Annotated in this window: 23 protein-coding genes; 11 read left to right on the top strand and 12 right to left on the bottom strand. The window is 71.3% G+C overall.

Annotated elements, in window-relative coordinates; translation table 11 throughout:
* The 5 genes from D7X12_RS20605 to D7X12_RS20585 all read left to right on the top strand — a co-directional run.
* Positions 1 to 416 (top strand): AgmX/PglI C-terminal domain-containing protein (locus tag D7X12_RS20605; RefSeq protein WP_147443745.1); only part of this gene is annotated, 416 nt, incomplete at its 5' end.
* Positions 417 to 456: 40 nt separating this feature from the next.
* Positions 457 to 1,296 carry a GNAT family N-acetyltransferase gene (locus tag D7X12_RS20600; protein WP_120626989.1) on the top strand — a complete coding sequence of 280 codons (840 nt, stop codon included), beginning with the start codon at positions 457 to 459 and terminating at the stop codon, positions 1,294 to 1,296.
* A gap of 204 nt (positions 1,297 to 1,500) precedes the next feature.
* Entirely contained in the window at positions 1,501 to 1,950 is a 450-nt protein-coding gene (locus tag D7X12_RS20595) for a hypothetical protein (RefSeq protein ID WP_120626988.1), read from the top strand.
* A gap of 103 nt (positions 1,951 to 2,053) precedes the next feature.
* Positions 2,054 to 2,707, top strand: coding sequence for a hypothetical protein (locus D7X12_RS20590; RefSeq protein ID WP_120626987.1), 654 nt, complete (start codon positions 2,054 to 2,056; stop codon positions 2,705 to 2,707).
* Between the two features lie 118 nt (positions 2,708 to 2,825).
* Positions 2,826 to 3,449 (top strand): MiaE family protein, encoded by a 624-nt coding sequence (locus tag D7X12_RS20585; protein WP_120626986.1) that lies wholly within the window; start codon positions 2,826 to 2,828, stop codon positions 3,447 to 3,449.
* A gap of 13 nt (positions 3,450 to 3,462) precedes the next feature.
* Here D7X12_RS20585 and D7X12_RS20580 read toward each other — a convergent pair whose 3' ends face one another.
* The gene (locus tag D7X12_RS20580) at positions 3,463 to 5,268 is read right to left on the bottom strand and encodes an SLC13 family permease (protein ID WP_120626985.1); all 1,806 of its coding nucleotides are present in this window, start codon (positions 5,266 to 5,268) and stop codon (positions 3,463 to 3,465) included.
* Positions 5,269 to 5,522: 254 nt separating this feature from the next.
* Between D7X12_RS20580 and D7X12_RS20575 the strand changes: the two genes are divergently transcribed.
* From D7X12_RS20575 to D7X12_RS20565, 3 genes are all read left to right on the top strand, one after another.
* The gene (locus D7X12_RS20575; RefSeq protein WP_120626984.1) at positions 5,523 to 7,316 is read left to right on the top strand and encodes a phosphoenolpyruvate carboxykinase (GTP); all 1,794 of its coding nucleotides are present in this window, start codon (positions 5,523 to 5,525) and stop codon (positions 7,314 to 7,316) included.
* A gap of 138 nt (positions 7,317 to 7,454) precedes the next feature.
* Entirely contained in the window at positions 7,455 to 8,285 is an 831-nt protein-coding gene (locus tag D7X12_RS20570) for a hypothetical protein (RefSeq protein ID WP_120626983.1), read from the top strand.
* Positions 8,285 to 9,721 carry an ABC transporter substrate-binding protein gene (locus tag D7X12_RS20565; RefSeq protein ID WP_120626982.1) on the top strand — a complete coding sequence of 479 codons (1,437 nt, stop codon included), beginning with the start codon at positions 8,285 to 8,287 and terminating at the stop codon, positions 9,719 to 9,721. The genes D7X12_RS20570 and D7X12_RS20565 overlap by 1 nt, the downstream gene beginning before the upstream one ends.
* Before the next feature lie 6 nt (positions 9,722 to 9,727).
* On the opposite strand, the gene D7X12_RS20560 is transcribed toward D7X12_RS20565, so the two are convergent.
* From D7X12_RS20560 to D7X12_RS20535, 6 genes are all read right to left on the bottom strand, one after another.
* The gene (locus D7X12_RS20560; protein ID WP_244224669.1) at positions 9,728 to 11,032 is read right to left on the bottom strand and encodes a pyridoxal phosphate-dependent aminotransferase; all 1,305 of its coding nucleotides are present in this window, start codon (positions 11,030 to 11,032) and stop codon (positions 9,728 to 9,730) included.
* Positions 11,029 to 11,307, bottom strand: coding sequence for a hypothetical protein (locus D7X12_RS20555; protein WP_120626981.1), 279 nt, complete (start codon positions 11,305 to 11,307; stop codon positions 11,029 to 11,031). Before D7X12_RS20555 ends, D7X12_RS20560 begins: the two co-directional genes overlap by 4 nt.
* A gap of 115 nt (positions 11,308 to 11,422) precedes the next feature.
* Positions 11,423 to 11,833: an ATP-dependent dethiobiotin synthetase BioD gene (bioD, locus tag D7X12_RS20550; RefSeq protein ID WP_120626980.1), complete on the bottom strand. Its 411-nt coding sequence runs from the start codon at positions 11,831 to 11,833 to the stop codon at positions 11,423 to 11,425.
* Entirely contained in the window at positions 11,823 to 13,004 is a 1,182-nt protein-coding gene (gene bioF / locus D7X12_RS20545) for an 8-amino-7-oxononanoate synthase (RefSeq protein WP_120626979.1), read from the bottom strand. Before bioF ends, bioD begins: the two co-directional genes overlap by 11 nt.
* A complete protein-coding gene (gene bioB / locus D7X12_RS20540) occupies positions 13,001 to 14,026 on the bottom strand; it encodes a biotin synthase BioB (RefSeq protein WP_120626978.1) in 1,026 nt (341 codons plus the stop codon). Before bioB ends, bioF begins: the two co-directional genes overlap by 4 nt.
* Before the next feature lie 187 nt (positions 14,027 to 14,213).
* On the bottom strand, positions 14,214 to 14,483 hold the full coding sequence (locus tag D7X12_RS20535; RefSeq protein ID WP_120626977.1) for a GlsB/YeaQ/YmgE family stress response membrane protein: 270 nt from the start codon (positions 14,481 to 14,483) through the stop codon (positions 14,214 to 14,216).
* Between the two features lie 178 nt (positions 14,484 to 14,661).
* Between D7X12_RS20535 and radA the strand changes: the two genes are divergently transcribed.
* Positions 14,662 to 16,023, top strand: a complete 1,362-nt coding sequence (gene radA, locus D7X12_RS20530) for a DNA repair protein RadA (RefSeq protein WP_120626976.1) — start codon at positions 14,662 to 14,664, stop codon at positions 16,021 to 16,023.
* Positions 16,024 to 16,027: 4 nt separating this feature from the next.
* Here the strand turns inward: radA and D7X12_RS20525 are convergent, their stop codons facing one another.
* Together D7X12_RS20525 and D7X12_RS20520 are read right to left on the bottom strand one after the other, a co-directional pair.
* Entirely contained in the window at positions 16,028 to 16,810 is a 783-nt protein-coding gene (locus D7X12_RS20525; protein WP_120626975.1) for a hypothetical protein, read from the bottom strand.
* 9 nt (positions 16,811 to 16,819) lie between these two features.
* Positions 16,820 to 18,529: a hypothetical protein gene (locus tag D7X12_RS20520; RefSeq protein ID WP_147443744.1), complete on the bottom strand. Its 1,710-nt coding sequence runs from the start codon at positions 18,527 to 18,529 to the stop codon at positions 16,820 to 16,822.
* Positions 18,530 to 18,685: 156 nt separating this feature from the next.
* On the opposite strand from D7X12_RS20520, the gene D7X12_RS20515 reads away from it, so the two are divergent.
* Complete coding sequence (locus tag D7X12_RS20515; RefSeq protein ID WP_120626973.1) at positions 18,686 to 20,173, top strand: sensor histidine kinase; 1,488 nt, start codon at positions 18,686 to 18,688, stop codon at positions 20,171 to 20,173.
* On the opposite strand, the gene D7X12_RS20510 is transcribed toward D7X12_RS20515, so the two are convergent.
* From D7X12_RS20510 to D7X12_RS20500, 3 genes are all read right to left on the bottom strand, one after another.
* On the bottom strand, positions 20,118 to 21,983 hold the full coding sequence (locus tag D7X12_RS20510) for a methyl-accepting chemotaxis protein (RefSeq protein WP_120626972.1): 1,866 nt from the start codon (positions 21,981 to 21,983) through the stop codon (positions 20,118 to 20,120). The two genes, D7X12_RS20515 and D7X12_RS20510, sit on opposite strands and share 56 nt — an antisense overlap.
* Positions 21,984 to 22,042: 59 nt before the next feature.
* Positions 22,043 to 22,852 carry an iron-containing redox enzyme family protein gene (locus D7X12_RS20505; RefSeq protein ID WP_120626971.1) on the bottom strand — a complete coding sequence of 270 codons (810 nt, stop codon included), beginning with the start codon at positions 22,850 to 22,852 and terminating at the stop codon, positions 22,043 to 22,045.
* A 219-nt stretch (positions 22,853 to 23,071) separates the two neighbouring features.
* Positions 23,072 to 23,644 (bottom strand): NUDIX hydrolase, encoded by a 573-nt coding sequence (locus tag D7X12_RS20500; RefSeq protein WP_120626970.1) that lies wholly within the window; start codon positions 23,642 to 23,644, stop codon positions 23,072 to 23,074.
* Between the two features lie 167 nt (positions 23,645 to 23,811).
* Between D7X12_RS20500 and D7X12_RS20495 the strand changes: the two genes are divergently transcribed.
* Entirely contained in the window at positions 23,812 to 25,221 is a 1,410-nt protein-coding gene (locus tag D7X12_RS20495; RefSeq protein WP_120626969.1) for a sigma-54-dependent transcriptional regulator, read from the top strand.
* Positions 25,222 to 25,231 lie beyond the last annotated feature (10 nt).

Below are 25,231 nucleotides of genomic sequence, written 5' to 3'. Positions count from 1 at the left end.
CCCCGCCGTCGCGCGGAGGCCCCGATGCTCCGGATCCGCGCCGTGTGGAGGTGGTGGAGCCGCAGGTGGAGTCCTCCTCCGGACGCATCGACGCGGAGGACCTGCGCCTGGCGCTCCAGTCAGTGACTCCGCTCGTGCAGCAATGTTTTGAGGACGCCGCACAGCGCAACCCGGGCACACAGGAAGTGAAGCTGCGCTTCACAGTGGAGGGCGAGGGCGAGGCGGGGAAGATGAACCGGGGCGAGCTGGTCTCCAGCACCCTCCCCGACCCGATGGTGCAGGCGTGCGTGCTGGACTCGCTCCTGGACGCACGGTTCCCGGCGCCCCGGCTGGGGGGGACGGCCCGGGTCGTGTACCCGTTCCGCTTCCGCGCGCCGCCCCAGGGGCCCCCAGGACCTGGGGAGGCTGGCCCGTGAGGTCGGGTTGGGCATAAGGTTCGGGCCCCTTCCCCCGCGCATGCCCGTCACCGTCGAACAGCTCGTGCCTTCCCACACGGACGCCTTGCGCGCGCTGTTGGCGAAGGACCCCGTCCACAACCTCTACCTGCTGGGGTTGCTGGAGGAGTTCGGCATCGCGGCCCCGGCGCGCGAGGCGGCCTTCTCCTTCCACGGCCGCTTCGACAGCGGCGTCCTCACCGCGGCCATCTTCGTGGGCGGCGAGGGCGGGCTCGTGGTGCCCAGCGCCAGCGACGCCAGCGCCACGGGCGTCATCGCGGACGCGCTCGCCACGTCCCTGAAGCTGCGCGCCACCGTGGGGGACAAGTCCGCGGTGGACGCGCTCGTGCGCAGCCTGTGTGAGGGCAAGCCGCGCCTGTCGCGCACCCAGCGGCTGTTCAGCGTCTCCGCGGACGACCTGGGCCCCTTCACCAACCCCACCCTGCGCCTGGCCCGCGAGGAGGACGTGCCCCGCCTCGTGCCCCTGGCCCAGGGCTACGTGCGCGAAATCCTGGAGCGCGATCCGCTCACCGAGGACCCCGCCCACTACGAGGCCCGCATCCTCCAGCGCGTGCGCCAGCGCCGCACCTACGTGCTGGAGGAGAACGGCGCGCTCGTCTTCAAGGTGGACATCGGCTGCCGCTCGCAGTTCGGCGCGGAGCTGGAGGGCATGTACACGCCGCCGGACCGCCGCCGCGCGGGCCACGCCACGCTGTGCCTGGGGCAGATTTCACGGCACCTCTTGTCCTCGCTGCCCCGGCTGGCCCTGCGCATCGACGAGCGCGACGAGAGCATGGCCCGCATCGCGCGCAAGGTGGGCTACCACGCCGGCCGCACCCAGCGGCTCGTGCTGGTGGATTAGCGCGGCCCCTGTTGCCCCCCGGGCCACGCAGGCAACACCGGCCTGTGGCCCCCGGAACAACGGGGATTGCCAAAAAGGCACGTAAGCAACTGAAAACACGCCAGCCCTGAAGAAGGGCATGGCGCTTGCTCCTGGGAGGCGTGGCGCGCGGCATCCGCGAGCCCGGCGGCCCCAATCACCGCCGCATTTCACGGGAGCAGGACGATGAAGGCTTTCCAGACGCTGGCGAAGGTGTGTGCTTTCGGAGTGGTGGCGCTGACCGCGGGCACGGCGAGCGCGTGGCAGTACTACCCGGGCTCGGCGTTCAAGGCGTCCTTCGCGGGCGACGTGAGCTGTCTGAACGTGCAGAGCTACTCGGCGATCCGCAACGACTGCACGACGGCGCGTCTGGTGACCGCCACCGTGCCGATGTGGACGGTCGGCTGGCACCCGACGTCCGTGTACCTCTACGGCAACAACACCTGGTGTGAGACGACCACCGTGAACGGCGTGGGCAACGGCTCGAACCTGGGCGCGACGACGTACACGCTGGCCGGCCCGATGCAGTGGCAGAGCCTCAACACGGGCGACCGCTACGTGTGGGAGGACACCGCCCTCGTCTTCCGCTGCAACCTGCAGCCCGGCGGCGTCATCGGCGGCTTCAGCATCGACTGACGCGCGCTTCTCCCACCTTCCGCCGGAGGACGTCCTCCGGCGGAAGGTGCCGTGTCGAGCCACGGCCCATCCCCTCCACCCGAAGCCTCCCGCGAGCGCCCCGATGTCCTCCCGGCTCCAGACCTTCCTCGCCCTCTTCAACACGGCCGCCGTCGTCGGCGTGCTGCTCGCCTTCCTCGGCCACCAGCGCACGTCCGAACAGGAGCTGGCAGCGCTGAAGGAACAGGTGCGGCAGGCCTCGGCGAGCGCCACCGCGAACCAGGGCGATCGCCGCGCCGCCGCGGAGGCCGCCATGCGCATGTGGGCGAGCACCCATGGCGCGCAGAACCCTACGGCCCGCGGCCCCGGGCCCTCCCAGCCGAAGGCCACCCCGCCCGGCGACGACGCCACAGGCGCGGACGCTCCCCCGGACGAGCTGCCCCCGACGGGGTCGTTCGAGGAGTCGCGCACGCGGGTGTTCACCGCCTTCGCCAACGAGCCGGTGGACAACGACTGGAGCGGCAAGGCCACGCAGACGCTCAACGAGACCCTGCGCCAGCACCTGCCCTCCAACTCCCGCGTGAAGGCGCTGGACTGCCGCGCCACGCTCTGCCGCGTGGAGCTGGTGCACCGGAGCGCGGCCGACAGCGCCCCCTTCATGATGAGCGGCCTGCGCTCGTGGCCGGGCGCCATCTTCGTCGCCAGCGAGGCGCAGGAAGGCGAGGACTACGTCGTGACCCTCATCGCCGCGAAGGAGGGCACCCGCCCCCCGCTGTGAGCCGTAAGCGGCCCCGACCTCCCCTGCGCCGGCCGGCCCGTCGGCGGGGAGGCGGGCCGTGGTTGCCTCGCGACGCGTGCGCACAGGGCCCGGCGGATGCCCTACAGTCGCGCCCCGCATGAGCCGTCCCACGCCCACCCGCCGTCCCCTCTCCGGAGCGGGCCCCGTCATCCTCCACGCGCCCACGGACCCCGGCTGGCTGCCGCTGGCGCTCGCGAACTTCGACGCGGTGCTGGTGGACCACGCCCACTGCGAGAAGAAGGCCGCCGCCAACGCGCTGTCCATGCTCCAGGCCTACCCGGACCTGCCCGGCCTGCCCGCGCAGATGGCCCGGCTGGCCCGCGAGGAGAGCGCCCACCTGGCGCGCGTGCTGGACCTGATGGCCGCGCGCGGCCTCACCCTCACCAAGGACGCGGGCGACCCCTACGCGCAGGGGCTCCAGAAGCACGTGCGCACCCCCGCCCCGGAGCGGCGCGTGGACCGGCTGCTCGTCGCCGCCATCATCGAAGCGCGCTCCTGCGAACGGCTGTCCCTGCTCGCCGAAGGGCTCACCGACCCTGCGCTCGCCCGCTTCTACGGGGAGCTGGCGCAGTCCGAGGACGGCCACCAGTCCCTCTTCCACCGGCTGGCCGTCACCGCGTCGGGCGGGGACGAGGCCAGCGTGGACGCGCGCCTGCAACACCTGCTCGCCCAGGAGTCGAAGGTGCTGGCGGACGTGGGGCTCAGGGCCGCCATCCACTGAGCGCGCTCCGCGTTCAGGGCCCGGCGTGGAAGGGCCACACCAGGGGCACGGCGAAGACGAGGAAGACCACCAGCAGCGCGGTCAGCGGCGTGCCCAGCCGGAAGAAGTCGGTGAAGCGGTAGTGCCCGGGTCCGTAGACGAGCACGCAACTGGGCTCCAGCGGGGTGATGAACGAACAGCTCGCCGCCAGCGTGACGCCCATGGCGAAGGGGCGCAGGTCCACGCCCAGCTGCGCGGCGGCGTTGAGCGCCACCGGCAGCACCACCAGCGCCGCGGCCTGGTTGCTCATGGGCGCGGACAGCACGATGGTCAGCACCATCAGCAGCGCCAGCACCGAGCGCGGGCCGCCATACGCGCCCAGCCGGGCCACGTGGTCCCCGATGAACTTCCCCGCGCCGCTCACCTCCATGGCCAGCCCCAGCGCCATCATGCAGCCGATGAGCAGCACCACCCGCCAGTCCACGCGGAACGCGGTGCGCGCGTCCACGCAGCCGGTGGCGATCATCGCCAGCATGCCGGTGAGCCCCGCCACCGACAGCGGCACCCACCCCACCGACCCCACGACGAGCGCGCCCAGGAAGATGAGGACCGCCAGGAGCGCCTTGGCGTAGCGAGGAGGCTCGTACTCGTGCCCCTCCAGCACCATCAGGGTCGTGCCCGGGGCCAGCTCCGCCACCCGCTGGCGGGGGCCGCGCAACAGCAGCACGTCCCCCACCGACAGGGGCAGCGTGGACAGCGAATGCTCCTCGCGGGTGCGCTTCAAGAGCTGCAGCTTGGTGAGCCGCTGGATGGCGGGCCTGCGGTGCAGCGCCAGCGCCACCAGCCCGAAGCGCTCCACGAACAGCGTCTCCTTCAGGCTGCGCCCCACGAGCGGGCTGCCGGGCGGCACGCTCACCTCCGCGAGCAGTGACTCCGGCCCCTCCACCTCCGCGTCCGACAGCCGCACGTCCGGCCGCAGCTCGATGCCCTGCAGCGCCTTCACCCGCAGGATGTCCTCGCGCTTGCCCTCCACCACCAGCCGCTCGTCGCCCTGCAACACGTAGGAAGGCAGCGCGGAGCGCGTCTCGCCGTCGCGCATGACGCCCAGCACGCGCAGGCCCAGCCCTTCGCTGATCTCCGCCAGCGGCTTGCCCAGGTAGCGCGAGTCCGGCGACAGCACGGCCTCCGTGAGGTAGTCGCGCATCGCCCAGCCTTCCGCCCCCGGCTTCCCTTCGCGCGAGGGCAGCAGCCACCGCCCCAGCAGCACCACCACCGCGATGCCCAGCACCACCACCGGCAGCCCCACCGGCGCCAGCTCCGCCACGCCAATGCCCGGCAGCCCCCGCCGCACCAGCTCCGCGGACACCACCAGGTTCGTGGACGTGCCGTACAGGAGCACCGTGCCGCCCAGCATGGAGGCGTACGCCAGCGGCATCAGCACCTTGCTGCGCGGCACCTTCGCCCGCTGCGCGGCGCCAATCGCCACCGGCAGGAAGGCCGCCGTCGTCACCGTGTTGGAGATGAACGACGAGAACGTCGCCACCACGCCCATCATCGCCAGCACGAACACCTGATGGCCGAAGCGCGCGAAGAACGCCATCCGCTGCCCGATGATCTGCACCACCCCCGTGGCCGCCAGCCCCTGCGTCATCGCCAGCAGCGTGAAGATGAAGATGACCGTGTCGTTGCTGAATCCCTGGAACGCCTGCACCGGCGTCAGCACCCCGCTCAGCGCCAGCAGGCACACCACCGCCAGCGAGCTGAACTCCAGCGGGATGGACTCCATGGAAAACAGGAACAGTGCGACGGCGAGGACGGCCAGGGCGATGAGGATGGACATGGGGGGCCCCCAACCTGGGCACGCCCTGACGCACCGGCAGAGAATGCCGCACCGCGCCGTTTACTGATGGGGGACCGGGCGCTGATAAGTGGAATTAGGCCAGAGCGGGCGAAAGTCCGGTTGACTGCCGGACGTCGGTTGCATTTGGGGCCCCGCTCCAGAAGGTTAAATGTTCTTCCGCTGGTAGGGTCTTCGCCCCTTTTCCGAACCGGTACGCGGGAGATCCGCGCATGAAACACCCCGAGGAGACTTCCATGGCTTCGACGCAAGCGGCCGCCGCCACCGAGCAGGCGCCCACGAAGAACCCCACGCTGCTGGCGTGGGTTGCCAAGATGGCCGCGATGACGCAGCCCGACCGCATCGTCTGGTGCGACGGCTCCGAGGCGGAGAAGCAGCGCCTCACGGAGCAGGCCGTGAAGGACGGCACGCTCATCCCGCTCAACCCGAAGACGCGCCCCGGCTGCTATCTGCACCGCTCCAACCCGAACGACGTGGCGCGCGTCGAGCACCTCACGTTCATCTGTACGCCGAACAAGACGGACGCGGGCCCCACCAACAACTGGATGGACCCGGAGGCCGCGTACACGAAGCTGGGCCACCTGTTCGAAGGCTGCATGAAGGGCCGCACGATGTACGTGGTGCCCTACGCCATGGGCCCGCTGGGCAGCCCCTTCACGAAGATTGGCGTGGAGCTGACGGACAGCGACTACGTGGTCCTCAACATGCGGATCATGACCCGCATGGGGAAGGCCGCGCTGGACATGCTGGGCGACAGCGACGACTTCAACCGCGGCCTGCACTCCACCGGTGACGTGAACCCGGACCGCCGCTACATCTGCCACTTCCCCCAGGACAACACCATCTGGAGCTTCGGCTCCGGCTATGGCGGCAACGTGCTCTTGGGCAAGAAGTGCCTCGCCCTGCGCATCGGCAGCTACCTGGGCCGCGAGGAGGGGTGGCTGGCCGAGCACATGCTCATCCTCGGCGTCACCAGCCCCAAGGGTGAGACGACCTACGTCGCCGCCGCCTTCCCGTCCGCGTGCGGCAAGACCAACTTCGCGATGATGATCCCGCCCAAGGAGTACAAGGGCTGGAAGATCGAAACGGTGGGCGACGACATCGCCTGGATGCGCCCCGGCCCGGACGGCCGGCTGTACGCCATCAACCCGGAGGCCGGCTATTTCGGCGTGGTGCCGGGCACCAACAACAAGACCAACCCCAACGCCATGGAGACCATCTCCAGGGACACCCTCTTCACGAACGTGGCCCTCACGGCCGACGGCGACGTGTGGTGGGAGGGCAAGGACGGCGAGGTCCCCGAGGAGCTCACGGACTGGCAGGGCAAGCCCTGGAAGAAGGGCAGCGCGGAGAAGGCGGCGCACCCGAACAGCCGCTTCACCGCCCCCATGAGCAACAACCCGGTGCTGAGCACCAAGGCGAACGACCCGATGGGCGTCCCCATCAGCGCGCTCATCTTCGGCGGCCGCCGCTCCAACACCGTCCCGCTGGTCATCCAGGCCTTCAACTGGACCCACGGCGTGTTCCTGGGCGCCACCATGGGCTCGGAGACGACGGCCGCGGCCACCGGCAAGGTGGGCGTGGTGCGCCGCGACCCCATGGCCATGCTGCCCTTCTGCGGCTACCACATGGGTGACTACCTCCAGCACTGGCTGGACATGCAGAAGTCCATCCCGCAGCTGCCGAAGATCTTCCAGGTCAACTGGTTCCGGCAGGACAAGAACGGCAAGTTCATCTGGCCGGGCTTCGGGGACAACATGCGCGTCCTCGAGTGGATCGTGAACCGCGTCCACGGCCGCGTCCCCACGCAGGAGACGCTGCTGGGCTGGGTGCCGCGCCAGGACAACGGCCTCAACCTGGAGGGCCTGGACCTGTCCCAGGAGGCCGTCGCCGAGGCCACCTCCATCAAGGAGGACGAGTGGAAGAGCGAGCTCAAGAGCCAGGAGGTCTTCTTCGAGCAGCTGGGCACCAAGGCCCCCGAGGCCCTGATGCTGCAGCGCAAGCTGCTCATCTCCCGCCTGAACGGTTGATCGCCGGCTGAAGCCGGAGGGAAGTCCCGTCGGGGCCGCCTGGCCGCCTCCTGGAGACAGGGGGTGGGGGCGGCCCCGGTGCATTTGGGGGGTCGCCACTTCGACGCCCGGGGGGTTCGGCGCTAGGCTCCCGGCCCCATGAGACTGGTTTTCGTGTTGTCGCTGGCGCTCGCGCTGGCTCCGGGCTCGGCCCTGGCGCAGCGGGGGACCAAGAGCCCCAACGTGCAGTCGCTGCTGAAGGAAGGCAAGCGCCTGTACGACGCGGGCAAGTACCGCGAGGCCGCGGAGACGCTGAAGCAGGCGCACGAGCAGCAGCCGCACCCGCGCCTCATCTACAACATCGCCGTGGCGCTGGAGTACGCGGGCGAGCCTCGCGAGGCCATGACCTGGTACCGCCAGTACGTCACCAGCTCCAGCGACGAGACGGACCCCGCGCTCCTGAAGAACAGCAACCGCGCCATCGACCGGCTGCGGGTGCAGCTGGACCGCGAGGACCAGGCGCAGGCGGTGGCGGACGCGGACCGCAAGCGGCTGGAGGCGGAAGCGGACGCGGCGCGGCGGCAGGCGGAGGAGGAGCAGCAGGCGGCCCGGCGCGCGGAGGAGGACAGCCAGCGCCAGCGGCAGGCGGAGTACGACCGCGCGCTGAAGTCCTACCAGCGCCAGCGCATTGGCGCCTTCGCGGTGGGCGGCGTGGCGGTGCTGGGCGTGGGCGCGGGCGTGCTGTTCGGCATGCAGGCCCGGGACGCGCGCGATCAGTTCGACAAGGCGGCCACGCTGGAGGCCAAGGAGACGAACGCGGACAGCACGCGCAGCAAGGCGCTGCTCGCGGACATCGGCTTCGGCGTGGGCATCGCGGGCGCCATCACCGCCATCATCCTGTATCCCAAAGAGGGCCCTCCCACGCAGGGCGAGGTCCGCGTGACGCTCGCGCCGCGCGGGGTCGGGGCTGGCATGGAGGTCCACTTCTGATGCGCGCGCTGGGAATGATGACGTTGGGCATGGCCTTGTTGACCTCCGGGTGCAGCTTCACCACGGCGGGGGGCCTGTCCGAATGCGACACGAGCGGTGACTGCGGCACCAACAGCATCTGCACCGCCGGCTTCTGCCTGCCGCAGCCGGCCGGGTGCGGGCAGGTGTTTGGCGCCACGTCGGCGGCGAACGCGATTCCCCTGGGCGCGCTGGTGCCGCTCACCAACCGCAGCGGCTCCGCGGAGATTGAGCAGCAGCGCCTCAACGGGCTGAAGCTGGCGCTGGACGAGGTGAACTCGCTGGAGGGCGTGGGCGGCCGGCAGTTCGTCCTCTACGTCTGCGACACGCAGGCGGACGTGGAGAACGCCAAGACGCAGGCGCGCTGGCTGGTGGATGACAAGAAGACGGTGGCGGTGTTCAGCGCGGGCAGCGCGCAGACCATCGGCATCAGCTCCATCACCATCCCGAAGAACGTGCTGTTGATGAGCCACACGGCCACCAGCGCGGCCTTCACCTCGCTGGAGGACAAGAACGGCGGCACGGTGGGCCTGGTGTGGCGCACCACGCCCTCGGACGCGCTCCAGGGCCGCGTCATCGCGGACGTGCTCCGGGGCACCACGGTCATCAATGATCCGGGCGCGACGTTCGTGTCGCCGAACAAGGTGGGCGTGGCGTACGTGAACGACACCTACGGCCAGGGCCTGTATTCGTCGCTGTTGAGCAGGCTCACCACCAAGCAGCTGGACGGCGCGCAGTACGAGCGCAACAGCGACGTGGCGGGCGCGGTGAACCGGCTGGTGGCCTTCAAGCCGGACCTGACGGTGCTGGCGGGCTTCACCGAGGACAACTCCCGGCTGCTGCCCGCGGCGGTGTCGGCGGGCGTGTCCATGGCCAACGGCAACCGGTGGTTCCTCACCGACGCCAGCAAGGACCCCACCCTGCTGACGAACCTGGGCGCGGGCAAGAGCGAGATCGTCGGCTCCTACGGCACGGCGCCCGCGTCGGCGCGGCCCCAGGAACCCACCTACAAGTTCTTCGCGGACCGCTTCACCACCGCCTACAAGGTGGACCCGGGGCAGTTCTCCTTCACCGCGCACGCGTATGACGCCATGTACCTGGTGACGCTGGGCGCGGCGTACGCGATTGGCAACGACCTGGGCAACCCGCAGCCTGTCACCGGCACCCGCATCGCGGAGGGGCTCACGAAGGTGACGCCCGCCGCGGGGCAGACGGCGACCAGCTACCAACTGGGCCCGGTGCAGTTCACCAACGCGCGAGACAGCCTGCGCCATGGCCGGAGCATCAACGTGCAGGGCGCCAGCGGCGAGCTGGACTTCAACAACGACACGGGTGAGGCCCCGTCGCCCTACGAGCTGTTCAAGGTGGAGGCCAACGGCTTCCGCACGCTCCAGCTCATCAACCCGTCGGCGGACTGAGCAGCGTCAGGCGCAGAGCACGCGCACGAGCGGCGCGAGCGCGGCGGTGAAGACCTCGGGCGTCGGCAGCAGCGACAGCACGAGGTACGCACCGCCGCCGAAGTCGTGGAAGTAGCCCGGCTGCACGCGCACGCCCTCGTCGAGGAGCCGCAGGCAGGTGGCCTCCTCGCCGGGCTCGCGGGGGATGCGCAGCACCGCGCTCCAGCCGCCGTGCGCGGGCACCACGTCCCAGGCCGCGTCCGCCGGGCGCGCCGCCATCAGCCGCTCCCGGTTGCCCTTCACGCGTTTCAGGAGGGCTTGCTGGAAGTGCGGCGCGTGCGCCAGGAGCGCGGGCAGGGCGAGCTGCACGGGCGTGCCCACGGACAGGGCCGCGTCCGCCACGTCCTCCAGCCGGGCCAGGGCCTCGTCGCGCACGGCGACAGGGCCGCCCACGTGCAGCCAGGACAGCTTGAGGCCGGGCAGGCCCGCGACCTTGGACAGGCCGGACAGGCAGAAGGTGAGGCACGGCAGGGCCCGTCCCGCCACCGACGTCACCCTCCCCGCTTCGGTGTCCCAGCCGAAGTCGGAGAACACCTCGTCACAGATGAGCGCGAGGCCGTGGCGCGCGCACACGTCCGCGAGCGCCTGGAGTTCGCCCCCGTGCAGGAAGTGGCCGGTGGGGTTGCCCGGGTTCACCACCAGCACCGCGCGCGTGCGGGCGTCGACCGCCGCCTCCACCGCGCCCGCGTCCAGCCCGAAGCCATGCACCGCGGGCAGCCGGTAGGGCCGCGCGTGAACGCCCTCCAGGCGCGCCAGCACGTCCACCAGCGGGTAGCCGGGCGCGGGGACGAGCACGCTGTCCCCCGGGTCGCAGAGCAGCTTGAAGAGCCACCCGTAGGCCTCGCTGGTGCTGGCGCTCAGGACGACGTGGGAGGCGGACACGGGCGCGCCCCTCGCGGACAGGTGCGCGGCCACGGCCTCACGCGCGGAGGGCAGGCCGAAGGGCTCCGGCGTGTACGCGAAGGGCGAGCCCGGGTTCACGGGGGGGGCCGGTGCGTGCGCGAGGTTCGCGTTCGGGGCGTCCCCTGCATCCGTCGCGAGCGGGCCGTGCCCGGAGAGGTCACCCGGGGGGCTGGCCGGAGCGTGGAGCGCGGGCGGTCCTGGCGTCAGCGGCGCCAGGACGCGGGGGTCGGGCTGGGGCAGCCCGACGCGGGTGGGGTTGTTCTCCGCGAGGTCCAGCAGGGGCAGCCCGCGCGACTGGCGCTCGGCGACGGCCTGGGACAGCGGATTGGGCGTGCGCGGAAAGGCGGAGCGGAGCGAGAAGCGGCTCACAGCCCCGTCTGCAGCATGGCGCTGGCCACGCGGCGGATGAGCTCGCGGCGCAGCTCCTGCCGGCAATGATCGATGGCCTTCTCGTGCGGTTGGGGAAGCTCCGGGTCACGGGTGCGCATCGCGGTGCGGAGGACCAGCTCGACCTTGGAGGGCTCGAGCTGGAACAACCGCGGTCCGTCCTTCTGGAGGAAGTAGGACAGACCGCGCTGTTCGATGAGCTTCTGGAAGAAGCGTCGGACGTCCGCAAGGAGCGTGATGTCGATGATGTCCGCCATTCGTGCCGGCTTTCTCGCGCGGAACAAACGGAACGTCCATTTCGCGGCCACCACCACGCGAAAACTTGCGCGACCTGTAGCACCCGCCCGGAAGCCGAACGCGGCGGAGGCCGATTTATCGGGCCCGCGCGCGTTCGGGCACCAGCGGCGCCAGCGCGCGCCGGAACGCCAGCCGGCGCTTCTTCGCGTCCTCCACATGGGGCACCGGGCCCAGCACCTGAACCCCGTGGCGGGCCTCCAGGTAGCGTCGGTTGTCCCGCTCCGCCAGGTCGCTTCCGGGCACCCCGCGCGACAGCACCACCGCCCGCACGGACACCTTCCGGGACGCCAGCGCCTCCAGCGACAGCGCCACGTGGTTGAGCGTGCCCAGGCCCGCCCGCGCCACCAGCACCACCGGCAGGGCGAAGGCCTGGATGAGGTCCACCACGTCGCGCATCAGCGACAGCAGCGCGCACGACACCTGCGTCTTGCCCACGCCGGTGTCCGTGCCGGTGACGAAGAAGCGGGGAACACGGCTACGGGCCACGGGAGACTCCCACCTGTCGCAGCACCTCCAGCGCCAGGTCGATGTGGCCCGTCGTGTGGGCCGCGGAGAGACAGAAGCGCAGCCGGCTGGTGCCGTCCGGCACGGTGGGCGGGCGGATGGCCTTCACCAGCAGCCCGGCCTCGCGCAGCCGCTGCGCCGCGTCCAGCGCGCGCGAGGGCTCGCCCAGGATGACCGGGAAGATGGCGCTCCGGGCCTCCGCCGGAATCCCCAGCGCGCGCAGCCCGGCGGTGAACCGGTGGATGTGCCCCCAGAGCCGCTCGCGAGGAGCGGGGTCATGCTCCACCAGGTCCACCGCGCACTCGGCGCCAGCGCACAGGGCCGGGGGCAGCGCGGTGGAGTACACGAAGGGCCGCGCGCGGCTCACCAGCAGGTCCGCCACCGCGCGCGAGGTGGCCACATACGCCCCCATTCCGCCCAGCGCCTTGCTCAGCGTGCCCATGCGCAGGTCCACCCTGCCCTCCAGCCCCAGCGCCTCGCACAGCCCCGCGCCGCGAGCACCGAGGACGCCGGTGGCGTGCGCCTCGTCCACCATCAGCGCGGCGCCGTGGGCCTCGCACGCCGCGACCAGCTCCGCGAGCGGCGCCACGTCCCCGTCCATGGAGAAGACGCTGTCGGTGACGACCAGCTTGCGCCGGCCGGGCGTCTCCGCGAGCGCCCGGGCCAGGCCAGCGGCATCCGCGTGCGGGTAGACGACGACGCGCGCGCGAGACAGCCGGCAGCCGTCCACCAGCGAGGCGTGGTTGAGGGCGTCGGAGAAGACGGCGTCACCGGGGCCCACCAGCGCGGGGATGATGCCGGTGTTGGCCGCGTAGCCGGAGTTGAAGAGGCGCACGGCTTCGGCGCGCTCGAAGCGGGCGAGCCGCGCCTCCAGCCGCTGGTGCGGCACCATGTCCCCCACCACGAGGCGGCTGGCGCCGGAGCCCACGCCGTAGCGCTCCAGCGAGGCCAGGACCGCGGCGCGCACGGCGGGCGACGCCGCGAGGCCCAGGTAGTCGTTGGAGGAGAAGTTGACGAGCCGCTCGTCACCCAGGCGCACCTCCGCGCCCTGGGGCGAGTCGAGCGGCTCCAGCACGCGGCGCAGGCCCTTCGCGGACAGGGCCTCCAGGTCCGCGCGCGCCCAGCCGTCCGCGACGGGAGCGGCGGGCTTCACCAGTCCTGCCGGGGCTCCAGGGGGCGGATGCCCGCCTTCTCCAGCAGCGCCATGTCCTGGGTGTACTCGGGGTTGCCGGTGGTGAGCAGCTTCTCCCCGAAGAAGAGCGAGTTGGCGCCCGCGAGCATGCAGAGCAATTGCGCCTCCTCGTTCATCTGCATGCGGCCCGCGGACAGGCGCACCATGGCCTGCGGCATCAGCAGGCGGGCGGTGGCGATGGTGCGCACCATGTCCACCGTCTCCACGCGGTGCTGCTCCGCCAGCGGCGTGCCCTCCACCGGGACGAGCGCGTTGATGGGCACCGACTCCGGGTGGACCTCCTGGTTGGCCAGCGTGCGCAGCAGGTTGCAGCGATCATCCACGGACTCGCCCATGCCGATGATGCCGCCGCAGCACACGGAGATGCCCGCGTCGCGCACCCGGTCCAGGGTCCGCAGCCGGTCGTCAAACGTCCGGGTGGTGATGATGTCGCCGTAGTGCTCCGGCGACGTGTCCAGGTTGTGGTTGTACGCGGACAGCCCCGCCTCGCGCAGACGCTTCGCCTGGCTGTCGGTGAGCATGCCGAGCGTGGCGCACGCTTCCATGCCCAGGGCCCGGACGCCGCGCACCATCTCCAGCACGCTGTCGAACTGCGGGCCGTCCTTCACCTCACGCCACGCGGCGCCCATGCAGAAGCGCGTGGCCCCGGCCTGCCGGGCCTGGGTGGCGGCGGCCAGGACTTCCGGCACCGCCATCAGCTTCTCCGCCTTGACGCCCGTCTTGTAGCGCGCCGCCTGCGGGCAGTAGGCGCAGTCCTCCGAACACCCGCCCGTCTTGATGGAGAGCAGCGAGCACAGCTGCACCTTGTTCTCCACGAACACCTGCCGGTGGACCGTCTGCGCCTTGTGCACGAGATCCAGGAGCGGCAACTGGTAGAGCGCGCGCACCTCCGCGAGCGACCAGTCGTGTCGCACCGTCACCCCTTCCGGGGCGGGGGCGGCGTGGTGGGCGTGGCCGTGGAAGGACTCGGCGGTGTCGGACATGCGGGCTCTGGCTCCTCAGCAGGGCTTCAGGGGCCCGACGCTGCGTGGCCCCAGGCCCATTGTCAACGCCTGAGCGTCAGGGGGTTGACGAGGCCGCATCCGGAGCCCGCAAAGACAGAAGGGACGTCCGTGCATCACGGACGTCCCCCTGTTGTTTCCCGCCTCATCGGAGGGAAGCGCTGCCTGGCTAGACGTGGACGCGGCGACCGCGGCCGGCGAGGCCCACGAGGAACAACACGACCAGCGCACCCAGGACGGAGAAGAGCAGCCCCGTGGGGTGCAGGTCGAACATGCGACCGTTACTCGAGAACAGCGAACCGACGAAGCCGCCCACGAACGAACCGGCGATGCCGAGCAGCGTGGTGGCGATGAGCCCCATCGACTGATTGCCCGGCATGATGGCGCGCGCAATGAGACCCGCAACCAGACCAATCACCAGAAACGCGATAATCCCCATGACAACCTCCCTGTGTGGGGGGCCCGCTCTGTGCGACGCCCGTGGACCAGAAACTGGGCTGCCCCTCCCTGTGGGGCAACCCGCTACCTGATCGCGTACAGCCTGCTTGCCTGCCCTCCTTGCGTGGCTTCACGCGGGGCGAGGAAACGTCAGGGGTATGGGCTAGACACCTTGACCCATGGCGAAGGCAAAGACGCACTACACCTGTCAGGCCTGCGGCTACCAGACGGCGAAGTGGCTCGGGAAGTGTCCGGACTGCGGGGCCTGGAGCTCCCTGCTGGAGGAGGCCGAGGCGAAGGTGGACGACAAGCGCCCGGCGTGGGGCGCGTCGGGCGGGGCCTCCCGGCCGGTGAAGCTCCAGGACGTGACGGGGGAGACGGAGGTGCGCCGGCGCACGGGCATCGTCGAGTTCGACCGCGTCCTGGGCGGCGGCGTGGTGGGCGGCTCGCTGGTGCTGCTGGGCGGTGACCCGGGCATCGGCAAGTCCACGCTGCTCTTGGCGGCGCTGGACAAGCTGGCGCGGCACGGGCCGGTGCTCTACGTGTCGGGTGAAGAGAGCCTGCGGCAGACCAAGATGCGCGCCGAGCGCCTGAAGGTGGAGAGCGACAACATCCACCTGTTCGCGGAGACGGACGCGGAGCGGGTGCTCACGGCGGCGGAGGCGCTGAAGCCCCAGGCGCTGGTGGTGGACTCCATCCAGACCATGTACCTGCCGGAGCTGGGGAACGCGCCGGGCAGCATCACCCAGGTGCGCGAGGTGGCGGGCCGGCTGATGGCGTTCGCCAAGCGCAGCGGGGTGCCCACGTTCCTGGTGGGGCACGTGACGAAGGAAGGCTCCATCGCGGGTCCCCGGGTGCTGGAGCACATGGTGGACACGGTCCTCTACTTCGAGGGCGAGCGCGGCCACCCGTTCCGGCTCCTGCGAGCGCACAAGAACCGCTTCGGCAGCACCAACGAGATTGGCGTCTTCGAGATGAAGGGCTCCGGGCTGATGGAGGTGGCGGATCCGTCCGCGCTGTTCCTCTCCGAGCGGCCCCAGGGCAAGTCCGGCAGCGTGGTGACGAGCACGCTCAACGGCACGCGCCCTCTGTTGGTGGAGGTGCAGGCGCTGGTGGCGCCCACGGGCTACGGCACCGCGCGGCGCACGGCGATTGGCGTGGACGGCAACCGCGTGGCGCTGCTGGCCGCGGTGCTGGAGAAGAAGGAAGAGATTCCGCTGGTGGGCTGCGACCTGTTCGTCAACGTGGCGGGCGGCATGCAGTTGAGCGAGCCGGCGTGTGACCTGGCGGTGTGCGCGGCGCTGGTGAGCAGCCTGCAGAACCGGCCGTTGGATCCGAAGACGCTGGTGCTGGGGGAGGTGGGGCTCGCGGGCGAGGTGCGCGCGGTGGGGCAGATGGAGCCGAGGCTCGCGGAGGCCGCGAAGATGGGCTTCAAGCGGGTGGTGATGCCGGCTGGCAGCGCTCGGCGACTGGAGCCCACGAAGCTCCAGGTGGTGGGCGTGGAGACGCTGAGCGAAGCGCTGGCCGCGATGTTCGACTGACGGCTCAGGACACGGGCGGTGGCAGGGAGGCCGGGTCCGGCACGCGCGTGGGTCGGGTGAGGGTGGGCAGGTCGAAGAAGGACTCGGGGCCCAGCGTGGTGATGAGCCGGGCCTCGGCGGTGTCCCCTTCCGGGGTCATGGCCTGGGTGGGCAATTCGTAGGGCTGGACGAGCACGAGCCCGCCGTCCAGGGATTGGCGCTGGGTGGCGGGGATGGCGTCCAGGCGGGAGCCGAAGTGCTTTACGAAGGGGGCGCCGAAGATGTTGCGCCAGAAGAGGCCCGTGAGGCCTTCGCTGTAGTCGCGCAGGTTGAAGACCCACGTTGAGCCGAAGCCGTCTTCGTTCGGCACCATGCGGTTGTTCTTGCGCTCGAAGTCGTCACCGATGCCGGACTGGACGAGGGGTGAGCCCAGCAGGTGCATGACTTCAACGACCTGTCGCAGATGGGCTTCACGCCAGCCGGGCTTCTTCGCCTCCACGACGGAGGTCGACCAGGTGAACATGCCGGTGTAGGGATACCTGCCGTGGCGCTCTGGCGAGAGCTGGAGGAAGTCCCTATCGGTCTTCGCGCCGAGCGTGAATCCCTTGAACTCGTCGTAGTACGCCGCGAGGACATCCGGGTCGAACGGCCCGGGTTCCAACCGCTCCGCCATGTTGACCCCCCCGAAGCGAACTGGCTGGAACCAGCGGTACCCCGCGAAGAACCGATGGACCAGGTCGCGGACGGTGCTCGTCCGGGGGACGCCGGGAGGAAGGTGGAAATCCGTTTGCAGGTACCGCAGGGCCATGACCTGTCCTCACGGGAAGGGTCTGAGCGTCGCCTTGCCCCGTCTACGAAGAGTTTCCAGCTTTTTGCTCAGCGGCCCGGAGAGGTGGGTTGCCCCGGCTGCGTGCCTGGCTGAACGGGTCCAGAGTTCGATGGATCCGCCATACTTGTCCACGTATTCGATCATGGCCTCCAGGTTGCCCGTAAGCGACAGCTCCGCGCGGCCCTTCACCTCGACGAAATCGTACGGACTGCCCCAGACGAGATCGCCAGGGCGCCGCCCCGTCACGGCATCCGGAACGAACCCCTGCGCCTTGCTCCCCAGAGGAGGCAACAGGAGGCTCGTGTTCTTCGGGTAGCCCTGGTTCTTGAGCACGGCCTGCTCGAACTCACTGCCCGCGCCCTTGTTCTTGATGACCGTCTGGTAGAGCCGCTCCCACTCCGGATCCACCGCGTACTGGAAGCGGCTGTACTTGCCCGGGTGACGGAACTGGTAGTCCACCCATGCCTGCGCCAGGTGCTCCGCGCTGCCGGGCACCAGTCGTGCTCCCTCTGCCGTCGCCCGTGAGCCCACCAGGGCCACGCGCTTGCCCTGTCCCAGGACACGGCCCGCTTCGGCCAGCGGACTCTCCAACCGCTTCGCCACGGCTTGCAGCTTCGCCACGTCGTCCGCCGTCACCACGTCGCCGCGACCCGCCGCTCGCAGCACCCGGCGGATCTCCTGCGCCTCTCGCGGCGACAGGTGCTGCACCACCCGCTGAAGCACCTGCACCTCGCGCAGGCTCCGACCCGTCAGGAGCGCCGCGCGCTCCACGCCCTGCGCGCCCTCCGTCAGCAGGCGCCCCGACACCACCGGCAGCGCCACGCTCACCGCGCACAACAGCCGCTCCCCGTCCGACAGCGGATGCCCCAGGAGGCTCTGCCCCAGCACCACGCCCTTCACATCCGCGACTTCCCCCGCGACGGGCAGCAGGCCCACCGCCACCTCCAGCACGAGGTCCTCGGGAGGAATGCCCGGAGGCTCGAGGCTCGGGTCCCACGTCGGGGGCGCGTTGCGGCCCGCCTCCACCGCCGAGGCCAACAGGCTGTTGCGCGCCAGCAGGTAGAGCGCCACCTCACTCGGGCTCTTGCGCGTGAAGTCCGGGTCCTGCGTGTGCGAATAGGCCCAGTCGAGCACCGCCTCCACCAGCGCCCGCTGCGTCTCTTCGTACAGCGCGCTCTCGGTGAGCAGCCCATCCCGGCCCAGCCTGCGGAAGTGCGCCTCGGCCAGGGCCTGGCCGCGCGCATCCGCCCAGCGGTGGTACTCCTCCAGCTTCGCCTCCACCCGCGTCGAGCGCACCCCGTCCTCGTGCTGCCGCTGTCCGTGCTGCACCTTCAGTCGCAGGTACACCTCCAGCGGCGCGTCCTCCGCGAGCTGTTCCTCGGTCCGTGAAAGGGCCCAGATGAACAGCTCATTCAGGGCGGCATGGCCCACCTGACGCTCCGCCTCCGTCACGGCGGGTTTCTTCAGCGCCGCCCGCTTCTCCTGGATGAACGCGAGGTAGCGCCCCAGCACGTCACCGCCGACGGTGCCACCCGCGCCCGAGGACTCCTTCGGAGCCTGGGAGTGCCGGGGCGGCGAAGCGCTGTGGTAGCGCGTGTAGCCGAACTGCCCCACCGGCAGGGCGCCGGAGCCCGGCGTGGTGCACGCCGCGAGCGCCAGCATCCAGATTGCACTTCCGCTGAATCGCCCCAGTCGCATGTCGTGCCCCCGGCGCGCCTGGCGCCCCGGAAGTACCGACGTGCGCCGCGAGCCCCTTCCTGACGCGCACGGCGACAGGTTCGTCCGCGCACCGGAACGAGGACTGGCCAGGGCCCGGGGCATGCCGTTTGATGCGAGCCAAGGAGCGCCGCCCGGATGAAGCCTCGCCCCCATTCCTCCCGCCTGCGGGACGCGCTGGGCTCGCTGTCGGCACGGCTGCTGCTGGCGTTCCTCCTGCCCACCCTGCTCTTCCTCGTGGTGGCGGGGGCCTCCGTGTACGCGCTCGCGCGCGCGAGCCTGGAGGACGAGCTGGGCTCAAGCCTGTCCGCGCTCGCCGCCGCCACCGCCAGCCAGGTCAGCGGCGAGCGCATGCTCACCATCGAGCCCGGTGACGACGTGTCCGGCACCCGCACCTGGCGCAACCTCGTGCGACTGCTGGACGGCGTGCGCACCGCCAGCGGCGTGCGCCGCGTGTACGCGGTGGACGCGAAGGGCCTCGTGCGCACGGACGTGGGCGGCAACCTGCCCGTGGGCGCCGAGGTCCCGGAGCTCGCGCGCGACCGGCTGGAGCTGACCCGCGTCTTCGCCGGTGAGCGCGCCGCCAGTCAGGTGCTCTTCACCGGCTCCGACGGGCTGCTCTACAAGACGGGCTACGCGCCCGTGGTGCAGGACGGCCAGGTGGTGGGCGCCATCGGCGTGGAGGGCAGCGCGGCCTTCTTCGGCCCGCTGCGGCGGCTGTGGCGCACCTTCGTCATGGCCAGTGGCGTGGCGCTCGTCGCGCTCGCCCTCATCGCCGTGCTCACCGCCCGGGGCCTGGCCCGCCCGCTGCGGCGGCTGATGGACTCCGCGCTGCGAATCGGCCGGGGGGACCTCACGACGCCCGTGCCCCCGGAGCCCACCCGGGAGATTGGCGTGCTCGCGCGCGAGCTGGAGGTCATGCGCGGCGCGCTGGAGAGCCGGGACAGGCAGCTCAAGCTCATGCTCGCGGGCGTGGCCCACGAGGTGCGAAACCCGCTGGGCGGCATCGCCCTCTTCTCCGGCCTGCTCCAGGAGGACCTGCGCGCGGGCGCCCACGCGGACGCGGGCAGCCACGTGGACCGCATCCAGCGCGAGGTGACGTACCTCCAGCGCATCGTGGAGGACTTCCTCGCCTTCGCCCGCGAACAGCCGCTGGCGCGCTCGCCGCTGGAGGCCCCCGACCTCGTCTCCAGCGCGTGCGAGATGCTCTCCGTGGACGCCAGCAGCAAGGGCATCACCCTGGACGTGGACGCCGCGCCCGCGCACCTGGAGGCGGACGGCAGCCTGCTCACCGCCGCCCTCGTGAACCTGGTGAAGAACGCCGTGCAGGCCGCGCCCCCCGGCAGCCACGTGCGCGTCCGCGGCCAGCCCCGCGACGGGGCCTACGCCATCGACGTGCAGGACCACGGCCCCGGCATCCCCGAGTCCGAGCGCGAGCGCATCTTCGAGCCCTTCTTCACCACCCGCGAGCAGGGCACCGGCCTGGGCCTGCCGCTCGCGCGGAAGATCGTCCGCGCGCATGGCGGCGAGCTCGCCCTGCGCTCCACGCCGGGTGACACCGTCTTCACGCTCACGCTGCCCTGTCTCCCGGCCGCTGCTGGGGAGGCGCCGGGAGCACGTCGCTGACGGGGGGCGACGGGGCCTCCTCGGCGTCGAGCTGCAGCGCCATCTGCCCCACCTCCCCTGAGACGAGCTGCAGCGTCTGCGTGGCCTCCTGCGTGGCCGACAGCCGCCGCAGGGTGCCATCCATCAGCTGCGCCAGGTCCGTGATGGCGGTGGCGATCTGCGCGAAGGCCGCGTTCTGCTGCGTCACCGCGTTGGCGATCCTCCGCGCCGCATCGGAGCTCTCCTGGGAGCTGTGGGACAGCGCGCGCAGCGACTCGCCGGACGCCCGCATCTGCTCCAGCCCCGCGGTCACCTGACGCTCTCCCTGCTCGCTCATGGAGGCCGCGCCGCGGATGCCCTCGCTGATGTCCGTGAGGATTTCGCGGATGCGCCGCGTGGCCTGGACGGACTGATCCGCAAGCCCTCGCATCTCCCGGGCCACCACCGCGAACCCCCGGCCGACCTCGCCCGCGCGAGCCGCCTCGATGGCCGCGTTCACCGCGAGCACGTGGGACTGGTCCGCCAGGTCCTTCACGGCCCCGGTGATCTCCCCGATCTGCACCGTGCGCTCCTCCAGCCGCGACAGTCGCTCCTGGACCCCGGACACCACCTCCCGGATGGACGACAGCCCCGCCAGGCTCAAGACCACCGCGGCCTCGCCCTGCTTCCCCAGCACCTCCGCGCGCCGGGCCACGCGCAGCACCTCTTCCGCGGAGTCCGCGGCGACGCGGGAGGCCCGCCGCAGCTCTTCCGACGTCACCTGCGTTTCGTGCAGCGCCGCCGACTGCCGGGTGAGCCCCTGGTGCTGCTCGTCGTTGGACACGCGCAGGTCCGCGCCCGCCGCCCCCAGCCGCTGGGCGGACACCTGGAGCATCCGGGGCAGTTGCCGCAGCCGGTTCAGCGCCCCGTTCAGCCCCGACGCCAGGTCGCCCATCTCGTCCGTGGACACCCAGCGCGGTGAGCGGATCCGCCCGGACGCCAGCCCGGCGATGGCGCCGTGCACCGCGCCCGTGCTGGTGACCTGCCGCCGCGCGAGCATCCCCATGGTGAAGGCCGGCAGGATGAACACCAGCGCGCCCACCCAGGGCAGCGCGAAGGCCAGCTCCACGAACAGCGAGCTGCCCACGTCATCCAGCCGCGAGGCGGACCGCACCGCGCCATCCGCCAGCAACACCTCCTTCAGCAGGCTGCGCACGCCCAGCAGCTTCACCACCACCACGCACGCGCTCAGCATCAACGTGGCGAAGATGGTGGCCAGGAACGTGAGCGGCAGGAACCACGTCTGCCGGGGCCAGAAGGGCCCGGAGCCCACGGGCCTCACCTCCGGGTGCGCATCCTGTTCGCGCAAGGCCCAGGGCAGCGCCAGCCGCTCCAGCCCCAACCCGAACGGGAAGGCCACCACCACGCCGAAGCAGAAGGCGATGACGGTGCCCAGGCCCAGACGGAACCAGTCCTTGTCGAACCACAGACACAGCGGGAGGCTGAAGAAGAACCCCCCGAGCGTCCACGCCGCCGCGGTGGTGAAGAGCATGGAGCGCCAGGGCAGCTCCAGGATGCGGTGCAGCCGGTCGCCGGGGCCGTCCCCGGGCCGGGCGCGGAGGGCCCAGACCGCCAGCCATCGCAGCGACACGTAGGGGTGGACCAGCCCGAACACCAGGACGATGGGCGGCAGGATGATGGCGGTGACCTCCAGCCCCTCCTGGCTCGAAAGCCCCATCGCCATCGCGATGAGGTAGGCGCAGAGGATGGAGGGAGGCAGCACCCACCTCAGGAACAACCACATCCCACGCCAGGCAAAGTCCTGGATGCCGTCCGTCTTGTCTGTCTCCATACGTCCCCCCTGCTCACCACGCCTTGCTTCGTCTTCCGCTCACGTCACCGGATCAGCCGTCACACCTCGATGCAGGACTCGAACACGCGCGCCAGCAGCACCAGGGACTGGCGTGCCGCGGCCACCACGCGCGCCGGGTCCTCCCCCGTCGCGTCCACGGACAGCTTGATGACCTCCAGCGCCTCGTCGGGATGCGCGTCGTCGTAGCGCGCATGCGCCCGGAGCCAGCGCGTCGAGTACGTGTCCATGCGCACGCCGTCCTGCGCGTAGTCGTTGAAGGCCTCCACCACGCCCCGCGTCCAGACGCCGGTGACCCCCTCGATGGCCCAGTTGGCGGCGGCCACGCCCTCCGCCAGCGAGCCCTGACGGCACGTCTCCAGCAGGTGCTGGTGCAGCGCCCGGACGGCGGGCGTCAGCGGCGCCTGGAAGGTCCGCTGCGGGTCGACACCCGCCGCCTGCATCCAGTCAATCCACCACTCGGCGTGCCGGGCCTCCACGCCCAGGTTCTGCAACAGCCAGCGGCGGATGCTCGCGTCGCCCGGACGCACGCCGTACGTCGTCTTCGCCAACGACAGCCCCATGTACTTGGGGAAGTTGTCGACGATGGGGAAGCAGTCCGCCAGGAAGCGCTGCCATGCGCGCAGGGGCGGGTGTCGGCCCGCGGCCGTCTCCACGAACAACGTCGGCCAGCAGGCGGCCTGCCACTCCGGACGGAGTGACTCCAGCATCGCCTCCATCCATTGCGGATGCGGTGTGTGTTTCAGCGCGGCGGGGAGGTAGCGCCGGAAGACGGCCTCCTCCCCGGGTGGGGGCATGGGGACGACTTCCGGGACCGCGACACGGCTGCTGCTTCCGGCGGGAGACGACATGGGGCGTACTCCAGCTCGGAGCGAGTGACAGGCCGCCATGGCCTCCCTCACCCGCCCAAGCACCTCCACGCTGCCGGGAGGGCCCTGCTTCAGCCATCAGCCCCGGAGGCAGGCCCGGAGTTTGAGACGCCGTTGTGTTTCAAATCCTCCGGGGGCCCCGGAGGCAGTGTCGTCGGAGGCATGTGGGCCCTGCACGTTCGGACACTGGACTTCCCATCCTCAAACCCCATCCGCGAGGGCCGCGCGCGCCTTATCCAGCATGCGTCGCAGGGGGGCTTCATCCGCGCGCGCCAGCGCTTCGTCCCAGCCCAGCCACTGGATGCCGAACGACTCCGCGGGGTCGTGCGCGAGCGCCTCCGGGTTTTCGGCCACCACGAGGTAGCGCACGTCCAGGTGACGGTGCTCGGGCTCGTCCTTGCGCGCGGGGATGGTGTGCACGTCCACGTCCAGCGGGCGCGGCGCGGTGGGGTGCAGGTGCACGCGGCACCCGGTCTCCTCGCGGGCCTCGCGCAGCGCGGTGGCCTCCATGCTGCCGCCGTCCCCGGCTTCCGCGTGTCCACCCGGCTGCAACCAGCGCTTCAGCTTCGCATGGTGCAACATCGCCACGCGCTCCCCCGTGGAGTCCACCACCACCGCGCTGCCGGTGAAGTGCGCCTCATCCTGCGCGCGGGAGAAGGGCTCGGTCAGCGCCGTGGCGAAGTGGCGCATGCGCGCCAGGTCCTCGCGCTCCCGGTCGTCCCGGGGAACGTGGCGCGCGAGCAGTTCAACGAGGGAAGCAGGGGCATCAGCCATGCGCCAGGGTTGCCACACGCCCCGCGGGGGACACCAGCGCTTTCACCGCGCCGGACGTGCGGCCGTCCCGGTCCGGTGTAGGGTGCGGCTTCCCGGGCGCGCCCTCCTGCCGGAGCGCGCCGTCGCTGTCTCCCCCATCCGGCAGGCCCCTTGCAGGTGAGCAGGCCATGGCTCGCATCCTCGTCATCGACGACCACGACACCCTCCGCGAGGGCATGACCGTCACCCTCACCCGCTCCGGACACAGCGTGGCGGCGGTGAGGAGCGGGGCGGACGGGCTCGCCGCGTACAAGAAGGGCCCCTTCGACCTGGTCGTCACGGACCTGAAGATGGACGGCATGGACGGCATCGCCGTCACGCGCGCCCTCAAGCAGTTGGACGCGGGCGCGGTGGTGATGGTGGTGACGGCCTTCGGCTCCATCGAGACCGCCGTGCAGGCCATGCAGGAGGGCGCCTACGACTTCATCACCAAGCCCTTCCCGCCGGAGGTGCTGCGCGCCAAGGTGGACAAGGGACTGGAGCTGTCCGCCACGCGCCGCCAGGTGGAGCGCCTCACCGCCCGCACCGACGCGCACGACGCGGACGCCGCCCTCACCCACCGCGACATCGTGGGCGACAGCGAGCCCATGCAGAAGCTGCTCGCGCAGGTGCGCAAGGTGGCCGCCAGCGACGCCACCGTGCTCGTGCGCGGCGAGAGCGGCACCGGCAAGGAGCTGGTCGCGCGCATGCTGCACCAGCAGTCCCCGCGCCGCAGCGGCCCCTTCGTCGTGGTGCACTGCGCGGCCCTGGCGGAGACGCTGCTGGAGAGCGAGCTGTTCGGCCACGAGCGGGGCTCCTTCACCGGCGCGGTGAAGCGCAAGCTGGGCCGCTTCGAGCTGGCGGACGGCGGCACCCTCTTCCTCGACGAGATTGGGGAGATTCCCGCCTCCGTGCAGACGAAGCTCTTGCGCGTGCTCCAGGAGAAGGAGCTGCAGCGCGTGGGCGGCGAGGAGACGCTCAAGGTGGACGTGCGCGTGGTGAGCGCCACCCACCGCGACCTCCAGGCGGAGGTGAAGGCGGGCCGCTTCCGCGAGGACCTCTACTACCGGCTGCACATCGTCCCGCTCACCCTGCCGCCCCTGCGCGAGCGGCCCGAGGACATCACCGCGCTCGCGCGCCACTTCGTCGCCAAGCACGCGCCCCGGGTGAACCGGCGCATCACCGGCATCGAGGACGCCACGCTCCACGCGCTCACCCGCCACGCGTGGCCCGGCAACGTGCGCGAGCTGGAGAACGTGATGGAGCAGTCGCTCGTCTTCGCCGAAGGGGAGACGCTCACCCCCGCGGACCTGCCCCCGCACCTGTCCGGCCAGACGCCCCGCATGGACTCCGGGCTGCCGGTGCCCCAGGGCGACCGGCCCCTGCCGGACATCCTGGAGGACCTGGAGCGCCAGCTCATCGCCCGCGCTTATGAAAAGGCCGGCGGCGTGAAGACGGAGACCGCCCGGCTGCTGGGCATCAAGACCTCCGCGCTGTACTACAAGCTGGAGAAGTACGGCTTCCTCCCCCGGGGAGACCGCCCCGACGAGGGGGGATGATCCTCGGAAA

It is taken from the genome of Corallococcus sicarius (assembly GCF_003611735.1).
Taxonomy (GTDB): domain Bacteria; phylum Myxococcota; class Myxococcia; order Myxococcales; family Myxococcaceae; genus Corallococcus; species Corallococcus sicarius.
Note: the sequence above shows the minus strand (reverse complement) of the source record. Positions and strands in the feature narration are given on the sequence as shown.

What these genes read in the sequence shown, in the direction of transcription:
- D7X12_RS20515 (WP_120626973.1), top strand. Translation starts at nt 18,686, where the DNA reads ATGAAGCCTCGCCCCCATTCCTCCCGCCTGCGGGACGCGCTGGGCTCG.
- D7X12_RS20535 (WP_120626977.1), bottom strand. Translation starts at nt 14,483, where the DNA reads ATGGGGATTATCGCGTTTCTGGTGATTGGTCTGGTTGCGGGTCTCATT.
- D7X12_RS20575 (WP_120626984.1), top strand. Translation starts at nt 5,523, where the DNA reads ATGGCTTCGACGCAAGCGGCCGCCGCCACCGAGCAGGCGCCCACGAAG.
- D7X12_RS20495 (WP_120626969.1), top strand. Translation starts at nt 23,812, where the DNA reads ATGGCTCGCATCCTCGTCATCGACGACCACGACACCCTCCGCGAGGGC.
- D7X12_RS20570 (WP_120626983.1), top strand. Translation starts at nt 7,455, where the DNA reads ATGAGACTGGTTTTCGTGTTGTCGCTGGCGCTCGCGCTGGCTCCGGGC.
- D7X12_RS20525 (WP_120626975.1), bottom strand. Translation starts at nt 16,810, where the DNA reads ATGGCCCTGCGGTACCTGCAAACGGATTTCCACCTTCCTCCCGGCGTC.
- bioB (WP_120626978.1), bottom strand. Translation starts at nt 14,026, where the DNA reads ATGTCCGACACCGCCGAGTCCTTCCACGGCCACGCCCACCACGCCGCC.
- D7X12_RS20500 (WP_120626970.1), bottom strand. Translation starts at nt 23,644, where the DNA reads ATGGCTGATGCCCCTGCTTCCCTCGTTGAACTGCTCGCGCGCCACGTT.
- D7X12_RS20585 (WP_120626986.1), top strand. Translation starts at nt 2,826, where the DNA reads ATGAGCCGTCCCACGCCCACCCGCCGTCCCCTCTCCGGAGCGGGCCCC.
- D7X12_RS20505 (WP_120626971.1), bottom strand. Translation starts at nt 22,852, where the DNA reads ATGTCGTCTCCCGCCGGAAGCAGCAGCCGTGTCGCGGTCCCGGAAGTC.
- D7X12_RS20580 (WP_120626985.1), bottom strand. Translation starts at nt 5,268, where the DNA reads ATGTCCATCCTCATCGCCCTGGCCGTCCTCGCCGTCGCACTGTTCCTG.
- D7X12_RS20520 (WP_147443744.1), bottom strand. Translation starts at nt 18,529, where the DNA reads ATGCGACTGGGGCGATTCAGCGGAAGTGCAATCTGGATGCTGGCGCTC.
- D7X12_RS20510 (WP_120626972.1), bottom strand. Translation starts at nt 21,983, where the DNA reads ATGGAGACAGACAAGACGGACGGCATCCAGGACTTTGCCTGGCGTGGG.
- D7X12_RS20555 (WP_120626981.1), bottom strand. Translation starts at nt 11,307, where the DNA reads ATGGCGGACATCATCGACATCACGCTCCTTGCGGACGTCCGACGCTTC.
- D7X12_RS20565 (WP_120626982.1), top strand. Translation starts at nt 8,285, where the DNA reads ATGCGCGCGCTGGGAATGATGACGTTGGGCATGGCCTTGTTGACCTCC.
- radA (WP_120626976.1), top strand. Translation starts at nt 14,662, where the DNA reads ATGGCGAAGGCAAAGACGCACTACACCTGTCAGGCCTGCGGCTACCAG.
- D7X12_RS20600 (WP_120626989.1), top strand. Translation starts at nt 457, where the DNA reads ATGCCCGTCACCGTCGAACAGCTCGTGCCTTCCCACACGGACGCCTTG.
- D7X12_RS20595 (WP_120626988.1), top strand. Translation starts at nt 1,501, where the DNA reads ATGAAGGCTTTCCAGACGCTGGCGAAGGTGTGTGCTTTCGGAGTGGTG.
- D7X12_RS20590 (WP_120626987.1), top strand. Translation starts at nt 2,054, where the DNA reads ATGTCCTCCCGGCTCCAGACCTTCCTCGCCCTCTTCAACACGGCCGCC.